A 20349-nucleotide genomic window follows, 5' to 3' on the forward strand; every position below is an offset into this window, starting at 1 on the left:
GCTCGGAGCGGACGGGGCTGACGGTTCAGCGGGGGCGCCGGGTTGCGCGTACGGTGACGCCGGTGTCGTCCCCGCGCAGGGTGGCGGTGACGGCCAGGGCGGCGGCACGGCCCGCGGCACGGTGCAGGGTCCGGTGGCCGCGTGCGCCGGCGGTACGCAGCTCCAGGTGGCCGCCGAGGTAGCCCCGGCCCACCTCGGCGAGCGTGCGCTCGGCGGCGCGGCGGGCCGTGTCGAGCAGGGTGTCCCGGCCTTCCGTGTCCCCTGCTCCGTCATCGGCGGGGGCGACCGTGACGCCGGGCGACTCCCGCACCTGGAACCTGGCCTGGACGGTGCGGCCGCGAGGCCGGTGCGGCCGCGCGGTCACGCCGCCGCTCCGGCGGCTGCCTGCCCGGGGGCGAGGGACGCCCGTTCGTCGAAGGGGCCGTCGGGCCACCACAGGTCCTCGCGGTCCAGCGCGGTGACGGCGTACTTGCCGAGGGCGCTGACCAGCAGACGCAGTTCGAGCGCGATACTCTCGACGAGGCGTTCCAGACCGTGTCCGGGGTCCTCGTCGACGGCGATCAGGGCGGCGCGGCCCAGGCCGGCGGCCCGCGCCCCGAGGGCCAGGGCCCGCAGCACGCGTCCGCCCTCCCATACGCCTCCGGAGGTGAGCAGGCAGCCACCGGGACGGCCGATCCGGCGCAGGCACTCGGAGAGCGGCAGCCCGACCTGGTCCAGGAAGACCCGCGGGGCCCAGCCGGTGCCGCCCTCGGCACCGTCCACGGTCACGGCGTCGGCTCCGGCGGCCCAGGCGACACGTGCGGCGTCCCCGATGTCGCGTCCGGGGTGGAACTTCACCCAGGTACGGGCCCTGGGGAAGTTGTTCCGCATGAAACGCAGCTGCTGGCGCAGGATCTCCTCGGTGAAGGTGCCGGGCGTGGCGCAGCGCAGCCGGCGGTCGTCCTCCTCGCCGAACACCTCGGCGACCGTGAACCGGTCCGCCAGCTGTTCCGCCTCCGCGCCCGCGACGACGGTCATGCCGCCGAGGCCGGGCTTGGCGCCCTGACCGATCTTCAACTCGAAGGCCAGCCGACCGGATTCGAGCAGCGGGCGGGTGGCGGGGTCGCTGTAGAGGAGGTTCCAGACCTCGGAGTCGGCGTCCTCGGTGGACTGCTGGACGACGATCCCGCCGACGCCTTCGGGCGCGGCGCCGAGGTAGGCATCGACGCGGTCGAGCAGCGCGGAGCGGGTGGCCTCCCCGCCGCGCCGGTAGCCGTGGACGGGCACCATGTTCTCCCCGATGACCATGGGGATGCCGAGCCGGCCGGCCTGGCGCGAGGCGTGGACGGCGAGGTCGCCGCTGCCCGCGCGGGTGGAACCGAACGCGGACAGGTACAGCGGCAGCGAGGCGCTGAAGCCGCCGGTCCGGGTGGTCAGGTCGACGTCGCCGGGCTCGGGCTCGCGGGCGAGGTCGATGAGCTTCTCGAGCCGTTCGGGCATGAAGACGGGCGGGGCGATACGGGCCCGGTCCAGGGCGTCTCCGCCGGCGTGGGCAGCGCCGGGACCGAAGAGCTCGGCGCCGTAGGAAGCGGGATCCGGGAAGACCTCGGCGGTGCCGCGCCGGGCACGGGCGCGGATCTCCGGTTCCGGGAAGCCGGGTGCGGTCAGGGCGCTCACGGGGCCACCACCCCGGGGAGCTTCGGGTAGGCGCTGACCTGCCACAGGGAGTCGAGGCCGGTGAGGAAGCGGACCAGGCGCTGGAGACCCATGCCGAACCCGGCGCTGGCCGGGATGCCCTCGCGCGCCTCCTTGAGGTACCAGGCGTACTTGGCGGGGTTCTCCCCGCTCTCGCGCATACGTGTGACGATGGTCGCGTAGTCCGACTCGCGCTCGCTGCCGGAGACCAGCTCGCCGTAGCCGTGCGGGGCGATGAGGTCGAAGTTGCGCAGCACCCCGGGGCGGTCGGGGTCCTCACGGTCGTAGAAGCCCCGCGAGCCCTTGGGGTAGTCGTTGATGAAGAAGGGGCGGTCGCTCTCCAGGGAGAGGAGCCGTTCGCCGGCCCAGTCGATCTCGCTGTCCGGGCTCTGCGGGTGACCGGCGCCGAGGAGGCGGGAGACGGCCTCCTGATGGGTGCACACGTCGTACTTGCCGCTGCGGACGTCCGTGAGGTCGGCCTCCTGACGCCCCAGTTCGGTCAGGAGGTCGGGGACGGCCGTCCACACGTGCTCGACGACGTGGGTGAGCAGTCCGGCGGCCACCTCCTGGGCGTCCTCGCGCCGGGCGCCGGCGATCTCGACGTCGATCTGGTGGAACTCCACCAGGTGGCGTCCGGTGGTGGCGGTCTCCTCCGGCTCCACGCGTACGTTGGGCGCGATGTAGAAGAGCTTCGGGAAGCCGCGCAGGGACGCCTGCTTGTAGAGGATGGCGCTGGTCATCAGCTTGTAGGGGCGGCCGTAGTAGTCGACGTCCAGGGCCTTGGCGCCCCGGCCGCCCGGATCGGTGACGGGGCCGACGAGCGGGGGCAGCAGCTCGGTGAAGCCGGCCTGGCGCAGATGGTCGCGAGCCGCCTGCATGGCCTCCTGCTGGACGAGCATGGCGGCGCGCAGCTGCGGGGAACGCAGGTGTTCACCGAGCGGGGGCGGCAGGGTGGGGCCGGTGGGCTGCCGGGCGTGGTCCATGGTGGGGCTCCTGTTCGTGGGCGGGGCGAGGGGGGCGAGGCCGCGGTGCGGTCGCGGAGCGGCCGGCGGTCAGGTCGGGCGGGTCGTCAGGGTGTCGGCCGCCCGGAGAGCCACGGGGGCGGAGGGCGCCCGGTCGTAGCGGTCGGCCATGTGATGGAGGGTGGTGAGCAGGCCGCGGGCGGTGAGCGGTTCGACATCCGCCGGGGCGTCGGGGCGGATCGGCATGGCGCCGGTGTCCGACCAGCGCAGCCGGCCGTCGGCGCCGATGACGCTGCGGGAGCGGCCCGCGTTGTCGGGGTGGAGACAGAACGGCACGTCGAGCAGGCCGCGTTCGAAAGCCGCCGGCAGCGCTCGGGCCAGATCCGTGTGCAGGCCGAGGACGGCCTCCACGAGAGTGAGTGCCTCCTCGTAGACCTCGCTCCGGGCGCCCGGGGCCACCGGGTCCGGCGGGCCGGCGAGCGCCGCGGCCGCTGCGGCGGTCTCCAGGGCCCGGACGTTCTCGTCGACGGTGGGGATGCGGCGGGACTCGGCGGTCGTCTTGACGAGCAGCCGCTGCGCCCCGGAGCGCAGGGCGAGCCGGGCGGACGCCTCGAGGAGGCGCGTCGCGCCGCGCTCGGTGCGGGGGTAGACACCCATGTACGTGTAGAGGACGACGTGGTGGTCCACCCCGGCCGGCAAGAACTCACCGGCCAGCCTGCGCAGCGCCCGTACGGCCTCCTCGTCCTGGACCGGGTCGGTCTGCTGCGCGTAGCTCAGCGAGACGCTGCGCAGGCCGTGCCGGGCGAAGAACAGGCACTCCAGCACGCTCATGGCGACGAGCAGTCCGGGCGGGCAGAGCTGGCCCAGCAGGCAGCCACCGAAGCTCTCCAGATGGGGGACGGAGCCGGGGCGGGCGCTCGCGGCCAGGATCTCGCACCCCTCGGCCCAGGCCCTGACGGACTCCCGCAGCGGGGTGCGGCCGTAGGGCAGGCAGTACGAGACGGGCCCGCCCTCGGTCGCGTCGAGACCGGCCGCGACCAGGGCCCGGACGATGTCCTGCGGACGGGCGGAGCCGTGGCGGACCTGGACGGGGAAGTCGGCGTCGTACAGGCCGTCGAGCAGGGCCCGGGTGACGGCGAGCGGGTGGGTGGCGAGGGGATAGCCGTTGAGCCGGGTGCCTTCGGCGAGGGCGGCACGTGCCCCGGCGAGGTCGCCGACGCGGGTGTAGCTGTCGATGGTGAGCGTGCCGACGGTCGTGGCCGTGGCGGCCCTGGTCCGCGCCAGACCGGTGCGCATGGCCTCGGGATCGCCGAAGCCCATACGGGGCTGGACGACCAGCCGGCCGGCGGCGGCCGCATCCGCGACGAACGCGCCGAAAGGGCGCGGGGCGCCGCTCATGCCGCCACCCGGACAGCCGCGAGGAAGGCGCACAGCGCCTCCAGGTCGTCGGCGCCGTCCCCGAGGACGGCACCGCAGCCCGCTTCGCGCAGCCCGGCCGCTTCGGCCTCCCCGGAGCGGCCCGCGGCACCGAGCTTGCCGCCGACGGCCACCGGAAGGGCGGCGAGGCCCGGTTCGGCGCGCAGCCGGCGTACGGCGGCGGAGGCGTCCCGGTAACCGTGGCCGTTGACGCTGCTGAGCACGACCGCGTCGGGGGAGTGCCGACGGCAGGCGGCGGTGAGCAGGCTGGGACTCACGCAGGGACCCAGCGCGACGACGTCGTGTCCCCGTTCCTCCAGGAACAGCCGGAGATACACGAGATTCCAGGTGTGGGAGTCCGAAGCGGTTCCGCTCAGGAGTATCTTCATGCCTTCGACCATATTTCTCCGGACGCTTCCCGGGCGGAAGTCGAGCGGCAGTAACAGGCGGCAGTTTTCGGCCCGGAATTCCTTCCGGCGCATGACCCGGTAATCCTGTGCGGTGTCCCGCAATTCCGGAGGGCGCGCGACCGCAGCCGCCGTCCCGCCGCGTCGCCGAAACGCCCCGACACTTCCGGCGAGCGGACGTCCCTCCGCCTCGCGACGCACCGCATCCCGCGTGCCGCGCTGATCCACCGGGAACGGGGCCTGCCCCTGGACGACCGCGCTTCCCGGGTGTTCCCGTGTCGGGGATGTCCCCCGGCGTCCGGCGGGCGCGCGAGGGCTGCCGCGGCACCTCGCCGGCGTCGCCGGAACGCCCCGGCGCACCCGGTGGCCTCCCGCCCCCGCATCCGGCGGGCGGGACAGCCTCGGCCCGCAGGCACGCGAAAGTGCCGTGCCCCGCAGGAGCTGCGGGGCACGGCACAGGGTGGGTAACTGTCAGGTGTACTGGGCGACCAGGCTCCGGGGGCGGATGTCGGTCCAGTTGGCGGTGATGTACTCCAGCGCCCCCGCGCGGTCCCCGGCCCCCCATACGCTGGTCCAGCCGGCCGGGACATCGGCGAAGGCAGGCCACAGGGCGTGCTGGCCCTCGTCGTTCACCACGACGTGGAAGATGCCCTCGTCGTCGTCGAAAGGGTTCACGGCGTCGCTCATGAATAACTCCTCGTTCCGTTTTCCCGCAGGTTGTTTCCCTGCAGTGCGGAGAGTTTCTCCGCGATGATTCTTCCGATGTGTGCGAGAGGTTTCTCCTCGGCCATCCGCAGATGGTCGGAATTCACCGTATGGTTTTCGGTCGTTCCCTCCAGGAACGGATTCCAGGTGGCGGCCAGCACGCCTTCCGCTTCGCCGGTTCTACGGGCTGTGAAGAAGACCGCGCCGGTGCCGGCGACACCGGGCGTGTGCCGCGACATGAGGGCCGCGTGGGTCTCCGACGCACGCAGCACGGCCCGGATCTCCTCGGCGCTGAAGCCGCCCAGGACGGGGTCCTCACGGCGCACGCGCTCCACCGCGGCCGGCACGTCGTCCTCGTGGAGCGGCGCGGACTCCGCCGGCCGTTCCCCGGACGGCAGGACCGGGACGCTGCCCGGGTCGGTCCGGTGCACGTCCATCAGCCCCAGGAATTCGACCCGCTGACCGGCCGCGTGCAGCCGCACGGCCATGGCGTGGGCGACGATGCCGCCGAAGGACCAGCCGAGCAGCCGGTAGGGCCCCCACGGCTGGACCTGCCGGATGCGCTCCAGATAGTCGTCGGCCATCTCCTCGACGGTGCGCGGACGGTAACCGGGCTCGCTGAGCGCGCGGGCCTGGAGGGCGTACAGCGGCTGGTCCTCGCCGAGGTGGCGGGCGAGACCGGCGTAGGACCAGCCGACCCCGGTGCCGGGGTGTACGCAGAACAGCGGGCGCCGGGAGCCACGGTCGCTGAGCGGCAGCAGGACGTCCATGGCGCCGGCTGTGCCGTCGTGGTCGCGCGAGCCGAGCAGCCCGGCCGGTGTGGGGGCGCGGAACAGGTCACGGACGGTCCGGTCGATGCCCAGCACCGCGCGCACCCGGCTCACCAGCCGCACACCGAGCAGTGAATGACCGCCCAGGGTGAAGAAGTTGTCGTCCAGACCGACCCCCGGTACGCCCAGGATCTCGGCGAACAGCCCGCACAGCACCTCCTCCCGGGCGTTGCGCGGCGCACGGTGGGACGCGGCCGCACGGACCGGTGCGGGCAGCGCCCGGCGGTCCGGCTTGCCGTTGACGGTCAGCGGCAGGGCGTCCAGGACCACCACGGCGGAGGGCACCAGGTGCCCGGGCAGCGCGGCACGGGCCAGCGTGAGGAGATCCGCCTCGGTGACCGCGGTCCCGGCACGCGGCACCACGTACGCCACGAGGCTCCCCTCGCCCGGCCGGTCCTCCCGGACGACGGCGAGGGTCTGGCCGACCGCGGGGTGGGCGGCGAGAGCGTGCTCCACCTCCCCGGGCTCGATCCGCATGCCGCGCAGCTTGACCTGGCCGTCCGCGCGGCCCAGGAACCGGAGTTCGCCCGCCGGTGTCCACACCACGCGGTCGCCCGTGCGGTACATCCGGCTGCCGTCGGCCTCGAACGGGTCGGGGACGAACCGCTCGGCGCTCAGGTCGGGGCGGCCGACGTAGCCGCGCGCCACATGGGAACCGGCGATGTACAGCTCGCCGGGCACCCCGGGCGGGACGGGCCGCAGCGCTCCGTCGAGGGCGTGGCTGCGGGTGTTGTCCATCGGGCGGCCCAGATGCAGGCCCAGGGCGCCTCCGCCGCCGGTGAGCCACTGGTTGTGGGAGGCGAAGGTCGTCTCGGTCGGGCCGTACGAATGGACCAGCACGGTGTCCGGACAGTGCGTCAGGACCCGGTGGGCGGCGGCCTGCGACGCGACGTCGCCGCCCGTCCACACCTCGCGCAGCAGCCGGAGCGTGTCCAGTGCCTCGTCGGCCATCACGTGGAACAGGCCTACGGTGAAGTAGGCGGCGGTGACCCCGTGCTCGCGGACCGTACGATCGGTCTCGGCGAGGTCGGTGCCGTCGCCCCGCATGATCACCAGACTGCCGCCGTTCAGGAGCGGCACCCAGATCTCGAAGACGGACGCGTCGAACCCGGTCGCCGAGTGGACCAGCATCCGGCCGGGACAGCCGGCCGCCGTGTCCCGGTCGGCGGCCAGTTCGGTCACGTTGCGGTGGGTGACGCCGACGCCCTTGGGGCGCCCGGTCGATCCGGACGTGAACATCACGTACATCAGGTCGTCCCCGTCGACCGCCACGGCCCGGTGCTCCCCCGGTCCGGTCGCCGGGGCCGGCCCGTCGACCAGGAACACCGGCGGGGCGGCACTCCCGGGCGGCGGCACCGCCCCCGCGTGTGCGGCGACCGTGGCGACGAGGCGGACCCGCGCGTCCTCGGCCATGAGCCGGACGCGGGCCCTGGGCAGCCCGGGGTCCAGTGGAAGGTACGCCGCGCCGCACTTGAGGACGGCGAGCGCCGTCACCACCAGGGGCACACCGCGTTCCAGCAGCACCCCGACGGTGTCCCCCCTGCGCACCCCGGCCGCGGCCAGCCGGGCGGCCAGCGCCCCCGCGCGTGCGTCGAGTTCACCGTAGGAGACGCTCTCCCCGTCGGTGATCAGGGCGGGCGCCGCAGGGGCGAGCGCGGCCCGGCGGGCGATCACCTCGTGGACGGCGGCCCGGTCACGCGTCACGGTGGCCGTGTCGTTGTACTCCGTGTCCAGCCGGTACCGCTCGGCGTCGGTGAGCAGGTCCACCTCACCGATCCGCACCCCCGGGTCGGCGGCGGCGGCGCGCAGCACCCGCTCGACGTGCGCCGCGAGCAGCGCGGCCGTGGCGGGGTCGAACAGGTCGGTGGCGTACTCCAGGCCGCCCGTCAGCCCGGCCGGCCTGCCCTCGCCGTCCTGCCGTTCTGACAGGGCGAGGGTCAGGTCGAACTTGGTGGACAGCTCCTCCACCGGGACCGGTTCGGCCCGCAGCACCGGCACGCCACCGGCGGGCACGGTGTAGTCGTGGTGGAGCTGGACGACGACCTGGGTCAGCGGGTGGTGGGCGGTGCTGCGGGCCGGGTTGAGGTGCTCGACGATCCGGTCGAAGGGCAGCCGCTGGTGCGCGTAGGCCGCGAGGTCGGTGTCGCGTACCCGTTCCAGCAGCTCCGTGAAGGCCGGGTCGCCGGAGGTGTCGGTGCGCAGGACAAGGGTGTTGACGAAGAAGCCGACCAGATCGCTCAGCGCCTCGTCGTCGCGGCCCGCCGTCATGGTGGCCAACGGCAGATCGGTGCCGGCGCCGTGGCGGGTGAGGACGGCGGCGAGGGCGGCCTGCAGCACCATGAACAGGGTGGCGCCGCTGCGCCGGGCCAGCTCCTCCAGCGCCTGGTGGGTGGCGGGGCCGACGGAGAGCGGGACATGGCCGCCCCGGTGGGTGGCCTCGGCAGGACGCGGCCGGGCAGCCGGCAGTTCGAGGACCGCCGGGGCACCGGCGAGAGCCTGTTCCCAGAACGTGAGGGCCTTCCGCGCCGCCGGTCCCTCCAGCAGCTGCCGCTGCCAGAGGGTGTAGTCGGCGTACTGGACGGGAAGCGGCTCCCAGCGCGGTGCGCGGCCCTCGGCACGGGCGGCACAGGCGGTGGCCAGGTCGGCCAGGAGCGGGCCGGTGGACCAGCCGTCGGCGGCGATGTGGTGGACGAGCACCACCAGGATCTGGCCGCCGTCCTCCTCGGTGAGCAGAGTGGCCCGCAGCGGAATCTCCTCGGCGAGGTCGAAGACGTGACCGGCGGCCGCGGCGACGGTCTCCCGCGACTGCCCGGCAGGCACGGGACGGACGTCGAGCGGGGGCCGCGCGGTGTCGAGGACCTCCTGGTGCGGTTCCCCCCCGGCCGACCGGTAGCGGGTGCGCAGCACCTCGTGGCGCTCCGTCAGGTCGGCGAGGGCGCGGGCCAGGACGCCGGCGTCGAGGGGGGCGGCGGGACGCATCACCAGCGGGATGTTGTAGGAGGCGCTCGGGCCTTCGAGCCGGTCGATGAACCAGAGTCTGCGCTGCGCGTACGAGAGCGGCAGCCGCTCCGGCCGGTCGGCACGGACGGTGGGCGCGAGCGGCGTCCCGGGCTCCGTGTCCCCGGCGTCCCGGACGTCCGCGATACGGCGGGCGAGGGCGGCCGGGGTCGGGGCCAGCAGCAGGTCGCGCACATGGACGTCGGCGCCCGTGCGGGCGCGTATCCGGTTGGCGAGCCGCACCCCGCTCATGGAGTGCCCGCCGATCGTGAAGAACCCCTCGTGCGGCCCCACCCGGTCCAGGCCCAGGACCTCCGCGAACATCTCCCGCAGCGTGTCGACGTGTTCCGCATCCGGCCCGTCGCCGCTCCGGGCGTCGGCCAGGGCGTCGGCGGCCTTCCGGGCGGAGAGGACGGCGGTGCGCGCCCGGCGGTCGTCGAGGGTCCGGCGGTCCCCGGCGCCGAGCAGCGCGGTGTCGGCCACGGGCTCCCCGGGCCGGTCGGCAGCCGCACGCAGGGCCTGCTCCAACGCCCTCAGGAGGAGGCGGGCCGTCTCCTCGTCGAAGATGTCGCGTGCGTACTCCAGGCCCAGTTCGATCCCCGCGGGCGTACCGTCGGCCCGGCGGTGCTCCACGCACGCGGCGGTGAGGTCGAACTTGGTGGTCGCCGGCGGGTCCGCCCTGAAGGTGCCGGTCAGACCGCCGAAGGCGAAAGGCGCGTCGGCCGGGGCGGCGGTGCGCAGCGTGAGCATCGTTTGGAAGAGCGGGTGCACGCCGGGCGTGCGCGGCGGGTTCAGATGTTCTACCAGGAGGTCGAAGGGGATGCCCTGGTGGGCGTAGGCGGCGAGGTCGGTGTCGCGTACCCGTTCCAGCAGTTCGCTGAAGGCCGGGTCGCCGGAGGTGTCGGTCGGCAGCACCAGGGTGTTGACGAAGAAACCGACCAGGGCGCCGAGCGCCTCGTCGTCACGGCCCGCGACCGGGGTGCCGACGGCCACCCGGTCACCGCAGCCGACCGCGCGCAGGGCCAGGCCGAGGGCCGCCTGAAGGACCATCAGCATGCTCGCGCCGTGCCCGTCGGCGAGCCGCACGAGTGCCGTGTGCGCCGTCGGCCCCAGGTGCGCGGTGACCAGGCCGCCGCGGTGGTCCGGCACGTCGGGGCGGGGCCGGTCCAGCGGCAGGTCGGTGACGGCGGGCAGGCCGGCGAGCGCGGTCCGCCAGTGGGCGAGCCCGCGTGAGACGACCGCGTCGGGGTCCTCGGCCGCGCCGAGGACGTCGTTCTGCCAGAGGGTGTAGTCGGCGTACTGGACGGGAAGCGGCTCCTGCGCGGGGGCGTGGCCCAGGGTGCGGGCGGTGTAGGCGGCGGCCAGGTCGTTCATCAGCGGGGCCAGGGACCAGCCGTCGCCCGCGACATGGTGGAGCAGGACGGCCAGCACGGCCGCCGGTCCCGAACCGGCCGTGCCCTCGGGTACGAACAGCGCCACCCGCAGGGGGAGTTCACGTGTCAGGTCGAAGGTCTCCGCCGTGAAGTCCGCCACCCGGGAACGAAGTTCACCGGCCGGGCACTCGACGATGCGGGCCCGGACCGTGGACGGGGCCAGGACGTGCTGGTAGGGCTCGTTCTCCGGGGCGAGGGAGACGGTACGCAGGACCTCGTGGCGACCGGCGAGGTCGGTGACGGCGGCTGCGAGCGCCGCACGGTCCGGGACACCGTCGAGTTCCAGCACGATCGGCATGTTGTACGCGCAGGACGGGCCGTCGAGCTGGTCGAGCAGCCACAGCCGGCGCTGGGCGTGGGAGAGCGGCACCCGGTCCTCGGCGGGCAGCGGCTCCTCGTGGACGACCGACAGGCGCGGGTCCGTGGTCCGCAGCGCCTTGCGGTTGATCTTTCCGGAGCTGGTACGGGGCAGGGCGGCGACGATGCCGACGGCGGCCGGCACGGCCGCGGCGGGCATGCGTCCGCGCACCAGAGCGCGCAGTTCCTCGGCACCGACACCGCCCTCGGTGACGACGAACGCGACGAGGCGCTTGACGCCGTCGGAGCCCTGCTGGGCGACGACGGCGGCCTCACGGACCTTGGGGTGGCCCGCCAGGACGGAGTCCACGGCGGCCGGGTCGATGCGCTGTCCGCCGATCTTCACCTCGTCGTCGAGGCGGCCGTGGTAGAGGATCTGACGGTCCTCGCCGATCGTGACCAGGTCACCGGTGCGGTACGCGCGCTCGCCGTCCAGCTCCGTGAAGCGGCGGGCGGTCAGCTCGGGATTGCCCAGATAGCCCAGGGACAGGCCCCCGCCGAGCAGCCAGAGCTCGCCGGAGACGACGGCGGCGCGCACGCCGGGCAGCGGGCGGCCGATGGGGACGGGACCGTCGTCGTGGCGGGTGAGGTCGGCGACCGTGGCGACCACCGTGGTCTCGGTGGGCCCGTAGGCATTGAGCAGCCGGACCCGTCCACCGGTCAGCTCGCGCCACTGGGCGACCCGCTCGGGCAGCGCGGCCTCCCCGTAGACGATCACGGTCTCCAGGCACGCGGGGAGGCTGACCGAGCCGGTGGCGAGGACGTGGACGAGCTCGTGCCAGTAGGCGGCCGGCAGGTCGAGCAGGGTGATGCCGTGGCGTGCGCAGCCGGCGAGCAGGTCGCGTACGTCGAGCATGTCGTCCGTACGCAGGACCAGGGTGCCGCCGGCGCCGAGGGTGGCGAACAGTTCCTGGACGCTGGCGTCGAAGTGCAGCGGGGAGAACTGCAGGACGCGGGAGGTGGGACCGATGCCGTAGGCGGGGGTGGCGCCGGCGATGAAGTGCGCGAGCGAGTCATGGCCGACGACGACCCCGTTGGGGGTTCCGGTGGACCCGGACGTGTAGATCACGTAGGCGGCACCGGCCGGTGCGCCGGGGCCGGGGAGGACGAGTTCACCGCTGCGGGCGACCTCGGCGGGTGTGGGCGCCGGGCTCCCGCAGCCGGACTCCAGGACGGCCTCGTTGCGGGCCTCGGGGGCCTGGACGTCGAGCGGGAGGTAGGCGGCGCCCGTGCTGAGGACGGCGAGGAGGCCGACGACGGCGTCGATCCCGCGGGGCCGGTGCAGGGCCACCAGGCGGCCGGGGGCGGCGCCCTCCCCGGCCAGCGTGCGGGCACGCTCCCTTACGGCGTCGGCGAGCCGGCCATAGGTCAGGTCGGTGCCGTCGTGGACCAGGGCCACCGCGTCGGGCCGGGTACGCGCCTGATGGGCGATGAGGTCGAGCACCGGCGGGGCGGGCGAGGGACAGGGACCGCCGTCCAGCAGGTCTTCCGTTCCGATGGGGGGCATCCTGGGCTTTCCTTCTGTCGAGGCGAGGGACCGGGGCGAACGGTTCCTCTCGCCTCCGTGCCTTCACGCTAGGGGCCCGGGGCCCTTCCCCACGGCAGTCGGCCCGGCAGCTCGGAGCGGCAGAAAGAGGGGCGCGGAGCTGCCGCTCCGCGCCCCGCCTCCCTCGGCCGTCGGTTCACCCCCGGCGGGCGCCCGCCCGGGTGCGGCGGCGCAGGGCCGGAGCGGCCCTGCGGTGGTCCGCCGGGGCGGGCCCGGCCCCCTCCGGCTCGCTCACGTCGGCGACGGCCCCGGCGAGGCGCCGCGACAGGGCGGCCGCCGTGGGGTTGCGGAACACGTCACGCAAGGTGAGGTCCTGCCCGAACTCGGCGCGTATCCGGTTCAGCAAGCGCACCGCCAGCAGCGAATGGCCGCCGGACTTGAAGAAGTTGTCGTCCGCCCCGACGTCACGTCCGCCCAGCACCTCGCGGAAGATGCCGAGCAGCCGTCCGTCCGTGCCGCCGGCCGCCACCGGCGCGTCCTCCTCGGGCAGCACGGCCGGGTCCTCACCGGGTGCGGGCAGCCGGGCCGTCCGTACCACCCGGGCGGGCGCCAGGTATTCGGGCAGCCGCTCGGCCGCCCAGGCGCGCAGCGCACTCCCGGCGGGCGGTGTCCCCGGGGCGCAGGTGACGAGGGCGAGGAGCCGGCCGTCGCGGACGAGGACCCGCGCACCCGTCACCGCCGGGTGGCCGGCGAGGACGCTCTCCACCTGGCCGGGCTCGACCGGGTAGCCGTCCACGGTGTGGACGGCGACGGGCCGCAGGACACCGTCCGCGCCCCGGTAGGCGCGTCGGCCGGTGGCACGCAGCCCGCCACCCGGGGCCGGCTCGTGCACCTCACCGGGGACGCGGACGGCGGTACGACGCCCCTGCGCGTCGAGGACCACCGCCGGGCCGCCGTCTCCGGGCGCGGGCTGCCCGTACCGCAGGGCCGACAGCCGGACCCCGGGGTCGGCGGCGAACGCGTCGAGGGTCTCGGCGAGGCGCCGGGCCAGCAGGCGGGCGGTGTCCGCGTCGTACAGCGCGGTGGCGTACTCCAGGACACCCCGCAGCCCGGTCTGCGTCCCGTCCGGGCCGACGGTCTCGGTGAGCGCGAAGGTGAGGTCCGACTTGGCGCCGGCGCCCCGGAAGGCCAGCGGTTCGCCGTCCAGCGCCGACGGGACGGCGGAGGCGTCGCCCGTCCCCGCCGCGTGCACCTGGAGCATCACCTGCACGAGCGGTGCGTGCGCGGTCGACCGGTGCGGGCTCAGGTGCTCGACCAGCCGGTCGAACGGCAGGTCCTGGTGGCTGTAGGCGGCCAGACCCGCGTCGCGGACCCGGCGCACCAGCTCCGTCAGCACGGGGTCGCCGGAGGAGTCCGTGCGCAGCACCAGCGTGTTGACGAAGAAACCGACGAGCGGATGGAGCGCCTCGTCGGCCCGGCCGGCGACGGTCGTGCCGATCGCCAGGTCCTCGCCCGCGCCGTGCCGGGTGAGCAGGGCGGCGAGAGCGGCCTGCACCACCATGAACAGGGTGGCGCCGTGCTGCCGGGCGCACCGCAGCAGCGCCCGGTGGGTGCCGGCACCGACCTCGAACGGGGCGAGCGCGCCCCGGCCGTCCGGTTCGGGCTGACGTGGCCGGTCGGTGGGCAGCGCGAGCAGCGGCGGCATCCCGTCGAGGGCGGTACGCCAGTACGCGAGCTGCTCGGCGGCGACGCCGTCGGCCCCGTCGAGCAGCTCGTGCTGCCAGAGGGTGTAGTCGGCGTACTGGACGGGCAGCGGCTGCCACCCGGGGGCCCGGCCCTCGGCGCGGGCCGCGTAGGCGGTGGCGAGATCGGCGAGGAGGCAGCCGGTGGACCAGCCGTCACCCGCGATGTGGTGCACCAGCAGCACCATCACCTGCTCCCCGGCGGCGTTCTCCAGGAGCCAGGCGCGGAAGGGGATCTCCGCGGCGAGGTCGAAGACGTGACCGGCCGCGGCGTCCACGGCGGCGCGGAGTTCGTCCGGGCCGTCCGTCCGGACCACTTCCAGGACGGGTTCGGCGTGCTCCAGCACGTCCTGGTACGGCTCGCCGTCGGCCGTCCTGTGCACCGTGCGCAGCACCTCGTGCCGTCGTGCGACGTCGGCGAGGGCGGCGGCGAAGGCAGCCCGGCCGACCGGGCGGCGCAGCCGGGTCACCACGGGGATGTTGTAGGTGGCGCTCGGGCCCTCCAGCTGGTCCACGAACCATAGCCGCTGCTGCGCGGCGGACAGCGGCAGCCGTCCGGGCCGCCGGGCGGCGGGCACCGGCCGCAGCGGCGGCCGGACGGGCCCGTCGCCCTGCCCGGCGAGACGGCGCAGCAACCGGGCCGGGGTGGGCGCCAGGAAGACGTCGCGGATGGCGGCCTGGACGCCCAGCGCCTTGCGGACGCGGTTGGAGAGCTTCCCGGCGAGCAGGGAGTGCCCGCCCAGCTTGAAGAAACTGTCGCCGGGCCCCACCTCGTCACGTCCCAGCACCTCCGCGAACAGGCCGCGAAGGATCTCCTCGCGGGGGTCGGCCGCGGAACGGTTGCGCGGGTCCCCGCCGTCCCGCGGTTCGCCCGGGGTGTCGGCGTTCCGCTGCTCGGCCCGGGTGAGGGCCTCGTGACGGCGGTCGAGTGCCTCGCGTTCCGCGTCGGAGAGCAGACCCGTCCGGCTGAGCGGAGTGGTGGCCGGCTGCTCGGCGTAGGCGGTCAGCGCGCGCCGGAAGAGGCTGAGGAGCAGGCGCGCGGTCTCCTCGTCGTAGCGGTCGGTCGCGTACTGCAGGCCGAGCACCAACCCGTCGGGTTCGCCGTCGGAACGGTAGGTCTCGGCACAGTGGAAACCGAGGTCGAACTTGGCGGTGGCCAGGTCCGCGGTGTCGAGGGTGCCGGACAGGGCACCGAGACGGCAGGTGGTGTCCTGGGCGGTCTGCGTGGTGAGCATCACCTGGAAGAAGGGGTGCAGGCCGAGGGACCGTTCCGGGTCGAGGTCCTCGACGACCAGGTCGAACGGCAGGTCCTCGTGGGCCATGGCGGCCAGGTCCCGGTCACGGACCTGGCCGAGAAGAGTGCCGAGGTCCGGGTCGGCGGACAGGTCGGCGCGCAGCGCCAGCGAGTTGACGAAGAACCCGACGAGGTCGTGCAGGTCCTCCTCGGGCCGGCCGGCGACCGGCGTCCCCACCACCACGTCCTCCTGCGCCCCGGCCGCCCGCAGGGCGACACAGAGAGCGGCCCGGGCGGTCATGAAGAACGTCGCGCGGTGGGCGCGGCTCGTACCCGCGAGCGCCTTGTGGGCGGCGGCACCGAGCCGGTCGGTGACCGAGGCCCCCCGGTGGCTGGGCTCGGCGGGGCGGGGGCGGTCGGCGGGCAGCCGGGTCGCGGCCGGGACGCCGTCCAGCGCCGCCCGCCAGTGGGCGAGCTGTTCGTGGGCTGCGCTGTCGGGATCACCGGGGTCTCCGAGCATGTCCCGCTGCCACAGCGCGTAGTCCGCGTACTGGACGGGCAGTGGTTCCCATCCGGGCGCGCGGCCCTCGGACCGGGCCCGGTAGGCCCGGTCGAGGTCGGTGAGGAGGCAGCCGACGGACCAGCCGTCGGTGGCGATGTGGTGCACCAGCAGGACCAGGACGGAGGTCCCGTCGTGAGCGGTGAACAGCCGTGCCCGCAGCGGCAGGTCGCGGGTGACGTCGAAGGGAAGGCGCACGAAGGCGGTGACCCGCGCGTCCACGTCGTCGGGGGCGCACTCCTCCGTCTCCAGCCGCACGTCGGGATCGCCGACGATGTGCTGGTACGGCTCCCCGTCCTCGGCCAGGTAGACCGTGCGGAGCACCTCGTGGCGATCCACCACGTCACGTACGGCCGCCTTCAGGGACCGCCGGTCGGGCGTCCCCTCCAGCCGCAGCACGACGGGCGCGTTGTAGGCGGCCGACGCGCCTTCGAGACGGTTCAGGAACCACAGCCGGTGCTGGGCGTACGAGAGGGGGATCACGGTTGCTGCTCCTCGGGGATGGCGGGGGCGGGCGGGAGAACGGGCCGGGGACTGGGCGGAGCCAGGGCTCAGCCATCCTTCGCGGCCAGCAACTCCTCGATGTGGGCGCCGAGGTCGCGCAGCCTCGGGTGGGCGTAGACCGCCTTCACCGGGAGAGCCAGGGAGAGCTCGGCCCGTACGCGGGAGACCAGCTTGATGGCGAGCAGCGAATGACCGCCGAGCTTGAAGAAGTTGTCGTGGGGGCCGATCGACGCCGTGCCGAGAACATGCCCCCATACCCGGGCGACGAGCTCCTCGGCCCGCCCCTCGACGCCCTCGCCCGGAGAGGAGGCTGCGGGGGCCGCGGCGGCCTCGATCCGGGACGGCAGGGCGGAGCGGTCGAGTTTGCCGCTGGGAGTGGTCGCGAACCGGTCGGTGGCGACGAACGCCGACGGCGTCATGTAGGCCGGCAGCGTGGCCGCCACGGCGGCCCGCAGCGCTGCGGCGTCCCCGCCCCGGTGACAGGCGATCAGGCACGGGGTGCCCCCGGCGTCCTCGCCCAGGACCACGGCCGCCTCTGCTGCGCCACCGGTCCGGGTCAGGACGGCCTCGATCTCCTGGACCTCGATGCGGTGACCGCGCAGCTTCACCTGGCCGTCGAGCCGGCCCAGGTGCACGAGCCGGCCGTTCGGCAGCAGGCGGCAGCGGTCCCCGGTGCGGTACATGCGGGAGCCCGGCGCGCCGAACGGGTCGGCGACAAAACGCTGGGCGGTGAGACCGGGGCCGTGACGATAGCCGCGGGCGACCCGGGGACCCGCCAGATACAGCTCGCCCGCCTCACCGGCCCCGACCGGCACCAGGTGCTCGTCCAGCAGCCGCATCCGCAGCCCCGGCAGCACGGTACCGATGTGTGGCTCGCCCGGCTCCTCGATCCAGCCGGCGGTGGCGTCGACGGTGCACTCGGTGGGGCCGTACACGTTCACGGCGCGCAGCAGACCGGAGCGGTGTCCCGCGGCCAGCCGGTCCCACAGTGCCGGGCCGATCGCCTCACCGCCGACGAGCAGGGTCAGCGGGCGGGGGCCGCCGTCCGGGGTGAGGAGGTCCAGGAGCGGTTCGGCGTGCGACGGGGTGATGTCGAGATCGGTGAGGCCCTGGGCGTCGATGAAGGCGGCCAGCAGGGCAGGGTCGCTGCGGGTCTCCTGGTCGATCATCACCAGCGTGTCGCCGCGCGACAGCCGCACCCACTGCTGGACCGACGCGTCGAACGACGGTGAGGCGTTCCAGCCCACCCGCCGGCCCTCGCCGCCCGCGGCGCCCGTGTCCTCCAGCTCACGCAGGAGCAGGGAGACCGCACCGCGCCCGATCTCCACCCCCTTGGGCCGGCCTGTGGAGCCGGAGGTGTAGATGACGTAGGCGAGCGTCCCCGGTCCGACCGTCACCGGCGTCCAGGCGGCGCCCGGCCTGCCCGGGGAGGCCGTCAGCTCGTCAGGAGTGACCGTGCGGTGGCCGGGGAACGCCGGGCCGGTTCCGTCGGTGACCACCAGATCGGCACCCGAGTCCTCGACCAGCAGGCGCCGTCGTTCCTCGGGGAGTGCCGGATCGACCGGCAGGTAGGCGGCGCCCGCCGCGAGGGTGCCGATGATCGCGGTGACCAGAGAGGCGCCACGCGGCAGGCACAGCGCGATGACGCTCTCCGGCCCGGCGCCGAGCCGGGCCAGCCCCGCCGCGAAGGCGGAGGCCCGCTCGCGCAGCCGGCCGAAGCTCAGTTCCCGGCCGTCGGCGACGACGGCGATGCGGTCGGCGGGAACGGAGGCGAGCCTCGCCATCAGGTCGGCCGCACCGGTCCCGGCCGAGGCGCACGCCTCGCAGGAGCAGGCGGCCGGGTGGGACGGGGCGGGGGTGGCGACAACGCGCTCGGGGAGTACGGCGGTCATGACGGCGCTCACTTTCCGTACAGGGTGGCGGAGGCGGCGGAAGCCGGGGAGCAGTCGGACAGCGGCACCGGTTCACCCATGGCGACGAGGATCTTCCGGTCCCCGGTGAACGCCTCGCGGCCGTGGGCGCAGAGGATGTTGTCCACCAGCATCAGGTCGCCGTTCCGCCAGCTCTCCCGTACGGTCACCGACCGGTACACGTCGTTGACCGCCTCCACCTCGGCGTCGGTGAGCGCGGTCCCGTCACCGAGACAGGTGTTGAACGGCAGCCCGTCCGCGCCGAAGGTGTCGATCAGCACCTCGCGGACGTCCTCGTCGAGGGTCGCGGCGTTCCAGAAGGCGACATGGTTGAACCAGACCTGCTCACCGGTCACGGGGTGCGTGATGATCGCCGAACGGCGCTGACGGGTACGCAGGGTGTCCTCGTCCAGCCATTCGTAGCCGATGGCGTGGGCGTCGCAGTACTCCTCGGCTCCCTCCGGCGCGTCCGAGGAGAAGGCCTTACGCCACGGCATGCCCGCCAGGTCGGAGTAGTTGCGCACCAGCAGCCACCCGGCCTCCGCGAACCGTGCGGTCAGCTCCGGCGGCAGCTCGGCCAAGGCCCTGCGCATGTCGCCGACAGTGGTGGCGCCTCCCGTCTCGGGTGCGGTGACACAGCCGAAGAGCAGCACGCCGGGGAAGTCCAGGGTGTAGCTGTTCTCGTTGTGCAGCCTGATGGGCTGGACTGCCGGCAGGTCGGTGGAGGAGAACACCCCTTCCCCGAAGTCGGTGCGCGGGGTCGCCTTCTCCTTGTAGCCGGCCCGCTCGGTGATGATCGCGTCCCGTGCCCGGGCGAACGTCGCCGCGTCCACCACCGGCAGGCCGCGCAGCATGACCGCGCCGGATCTGTGCAGCTCCGCCTGGATCGCGGGCCGCTGTGCGGCCAGCCATGCGGTGGCCTCCGCCATGCTGTCGAACTTCGGTGTGTGGACGATCGCGGGCTTGCCGGGTTCCCGCACGGTGGCGATACCGGTGGTGGTGGGTGACTGGGCGAGAGCGGTCATGGTGGTTCCTCTTCCCTGGGCGGAGTTCGGTGGAGTGTGGGTGCGGCGGCGTGGTTACGCGGCCGTGGCGGCGGGGTCGCGGTAGGTGTTCAGTACCGGGACCAGGCGGCCGAAGAAGCCCCGGAGGTCCTGCTGGAAGTAGAAGTGGTCGCCGGGCAGTACATGCGGGACGACCTGGTGGCCGGCCACCTGCGACCAGCCGGCAAGCATGTCCACCGGGACGATCGGGTCGGCGTCCCCGCCGAAGACCGCCACCGGGCAGTCCAGCCGGGCGTCCGGGGCGGTGCACCGGTAGGCGTCGTCGATCGCGAAGTCGGCCCGGATGGACGGCAGAACGATCTCGCGCAGCTCCGGGTCGTCCAGGATGCCGTCGTCGGTGCCGCCGCGCGCCTTGATGGCGGCGACCAACTGGTCGTCGTCCAGCCGCTCCGGGTACACCGGGCACTGGTTGGGCAGCACCGGCGCCCGGCACGCGGAGGCGATCAGCCCGCGCGGGGTACGCCCGGCGGCCCGCAGGGCACGGGTCACCTCGAAGGCGACCAGGGATCCCATGCTGTGCCCGAACACCACCAGTTCGCCGGAGTCGGCCGGCAGCGAGTCCGCCACGGGCTGCGCCAGGTCGTCCACGGACACGGGCAGGTCCTCGCAGTAGCGGGCGCCGCGCCCCGGGTACTGGCCGATCAGCAGCCGCACATCGGCCGGCAGGTGCTCACGCCAGGCGCCGTAGGCGTGGGCGTTGCCCCCGGCGTGCGGCAGCACGAGCAGCGACAGACGGTGCGGGGTGTCGCCGGGAAGGTCCCAGACGACGTCTTCGGGGGCGGGGGAGAAGGTCATGAGCTGATCCGTTCTGTCTCGGTGCGACGGCGGAGGGCGGGCCGGGCCTTTTTGGCAGCCGGCGCGCTCTTCAGCGCGCTGATGTGCGCGGCGAGCCGGGCGGGCGTCGGATGTTCGAAGATGTCCCGGACGGTGAGGCGGACGTCGAGGGCGACGGCCACGTGGTTGGTGAGGCGGGCCCCCAGGAGCGAGTGACCGCCGTGGTGGAAGAAGTCGTCATCGATACTCAGCACGTTCTCGGCCCCCAGCGTGCGGGCGAAGAGGCCCACCAACG

At 74.3% G+C, this 20349-nt stretch carries 12 protein-coding genes; all 12 read right to left on the reverse strand.

Features of this window, described 5'->3' with window-relative positions; all coding sequences use genetic code 11:
- Positions 1–25 precede the first annotated feature (25 nt).
- Entirely contained in the window at positions 26–364 is a 339-nt protein-coding gene (locus BA175_RS04580) for a hypothetical protein (protein WP_107407509.1), read from the reverse strand.
- On the reverse strand, positions 361–1656 hold the full coding sequence (locus BA175_RS04585) for a glutamate synthase-related protein (RefSeq protein ID WP_069169901.1): 1296 nt from the start codon (positions 1654–1656) through the stop codon (positions 361–363). Before BA175_RS04585 ends, BA175_RS04580 begins: the two co-directional genes overlap by 4 nt.
- Entirely contained in the window at positions 1653–2657 is a 1005-nt protein-coding gene (locus BA175_RS31580) for an asparagine synthetase A (protein ID WP_069169902.1), read from the reverse strand. Before BA175_RS31580 ends, BA175_RS04585 begins: the two co-directional genes overlap by 4 nt.
- 69 nt (positions 2658–2726) lie before the next feature.
- Positions 2727–4034, reverse strand: a complete 1308-nt coding sequence (locus BA175_RS31585; protein ID WP_069169903.1) for a methylaspartate mutase — start codon at positions 4032–4034, stop codon at positions 2727–2729.
- Positions 4031–4441, reverse strand: a complete 411-nt coding sequence (locus BA175_RS04600) for a cobalamin B12-binding domain-containing protein (protein ID WP_069170325.1) — start codon at positions 4439–4441, stop codon at positions 4031–4033. The genes BA175_RS31585 and BA175_RS04600 overlap by 4 nt, the downstream gene beginning before the upstream one ends.
- A 489-nt stretch (positions 4442–4930) precedes the next feature.
- Complete coding sequence (locus BA175_RS04605; protein WP_069169904.1) at positions 4931–5146, reverse strand: MbtH family protein; 216 nt, start codon at positions 5144–5146, stop codon at positions 4931–4933.
- Positions 5143–12288 (reverse strand): non-ribosomal peptide synthetase, encoded by a 7146-nt coding sequence (locus BA175_RS04610; RefSeq protein ID WP_069169905.1) that lies wholly within the window; start codon positions 12286–12288, stop codon positions 5143–5145. The genes BA175_RS04605 and BA175_RS04610 overlap by 4 nt, the downstream gene beginning before the upstream one ends.
- Positions 12289–12463: 175 nt before the next feature.
- Positions 12464–16285 carry a condensation domain-containing protein gene (locus tag BA175_RS04615; RefSeq protein WP_069169906.1) on the reverse strand — a complete coding sequence of 1274 codons (3822 nt, stop codon included), beginning with the start codon at positions 16283–16285 and terminating at the stop codon, positions 12464–12466.
- Positions 16286–16353: 68 nt separating this feature from the next.
- On the reverse strand, positions 16354–18198 hold the full coding sequence (locus BA175_RS04620; protein ID WP_069169907.1) for a non-ribosomal peptide synthetase: 1845 nt from the start codon (positions 18196–18198) through the stop codon (positions 16354–16356).
- Positions 18199–18206: 8 nt separating this feature from the next.
- Complete coding sequence (locus BA175_RS04625; RefSeq protein WP_069169908.1) at positions 18207–19241, reverse strand: TauD/TfdA family dioxygenase; 1035 nt, start codon at positions 19239–19241, stop codon at positions 18207–18209.
- 54 nt (positions 19242–19295) lie between these two features.
- On the reverse strand, positions 19296–20075 hold the full coding sequence (locus BA175_RS04630) for a thioesterase II family protein (protein WP_069169909.1): 780 nt from the start codon (positions 20073–20075) through the stop codon (positions 19296–19298).
- Positions 20072–20349 (reverse strand): phosphopantetheine-binding protein (locus BA175_RS30405; RefSeq protein WP_139131367.1); only part of this gene is annotated, 278 nt, incomplete at its 5' end. The genes BA175_RS04630 and BA175_RS30405, both read right to left, overlap by 4 nt.

Source organism: Streptomyces griseus (assembly GCF_001715295.1).
In the GTDB taxonomy this organism is placed as follows: Bacteria; Actinomycetota; Actinomycetes; order Streptomycetales; family Streptomycetaceae; genus Streptomyces; species Streptomyces griseus_G.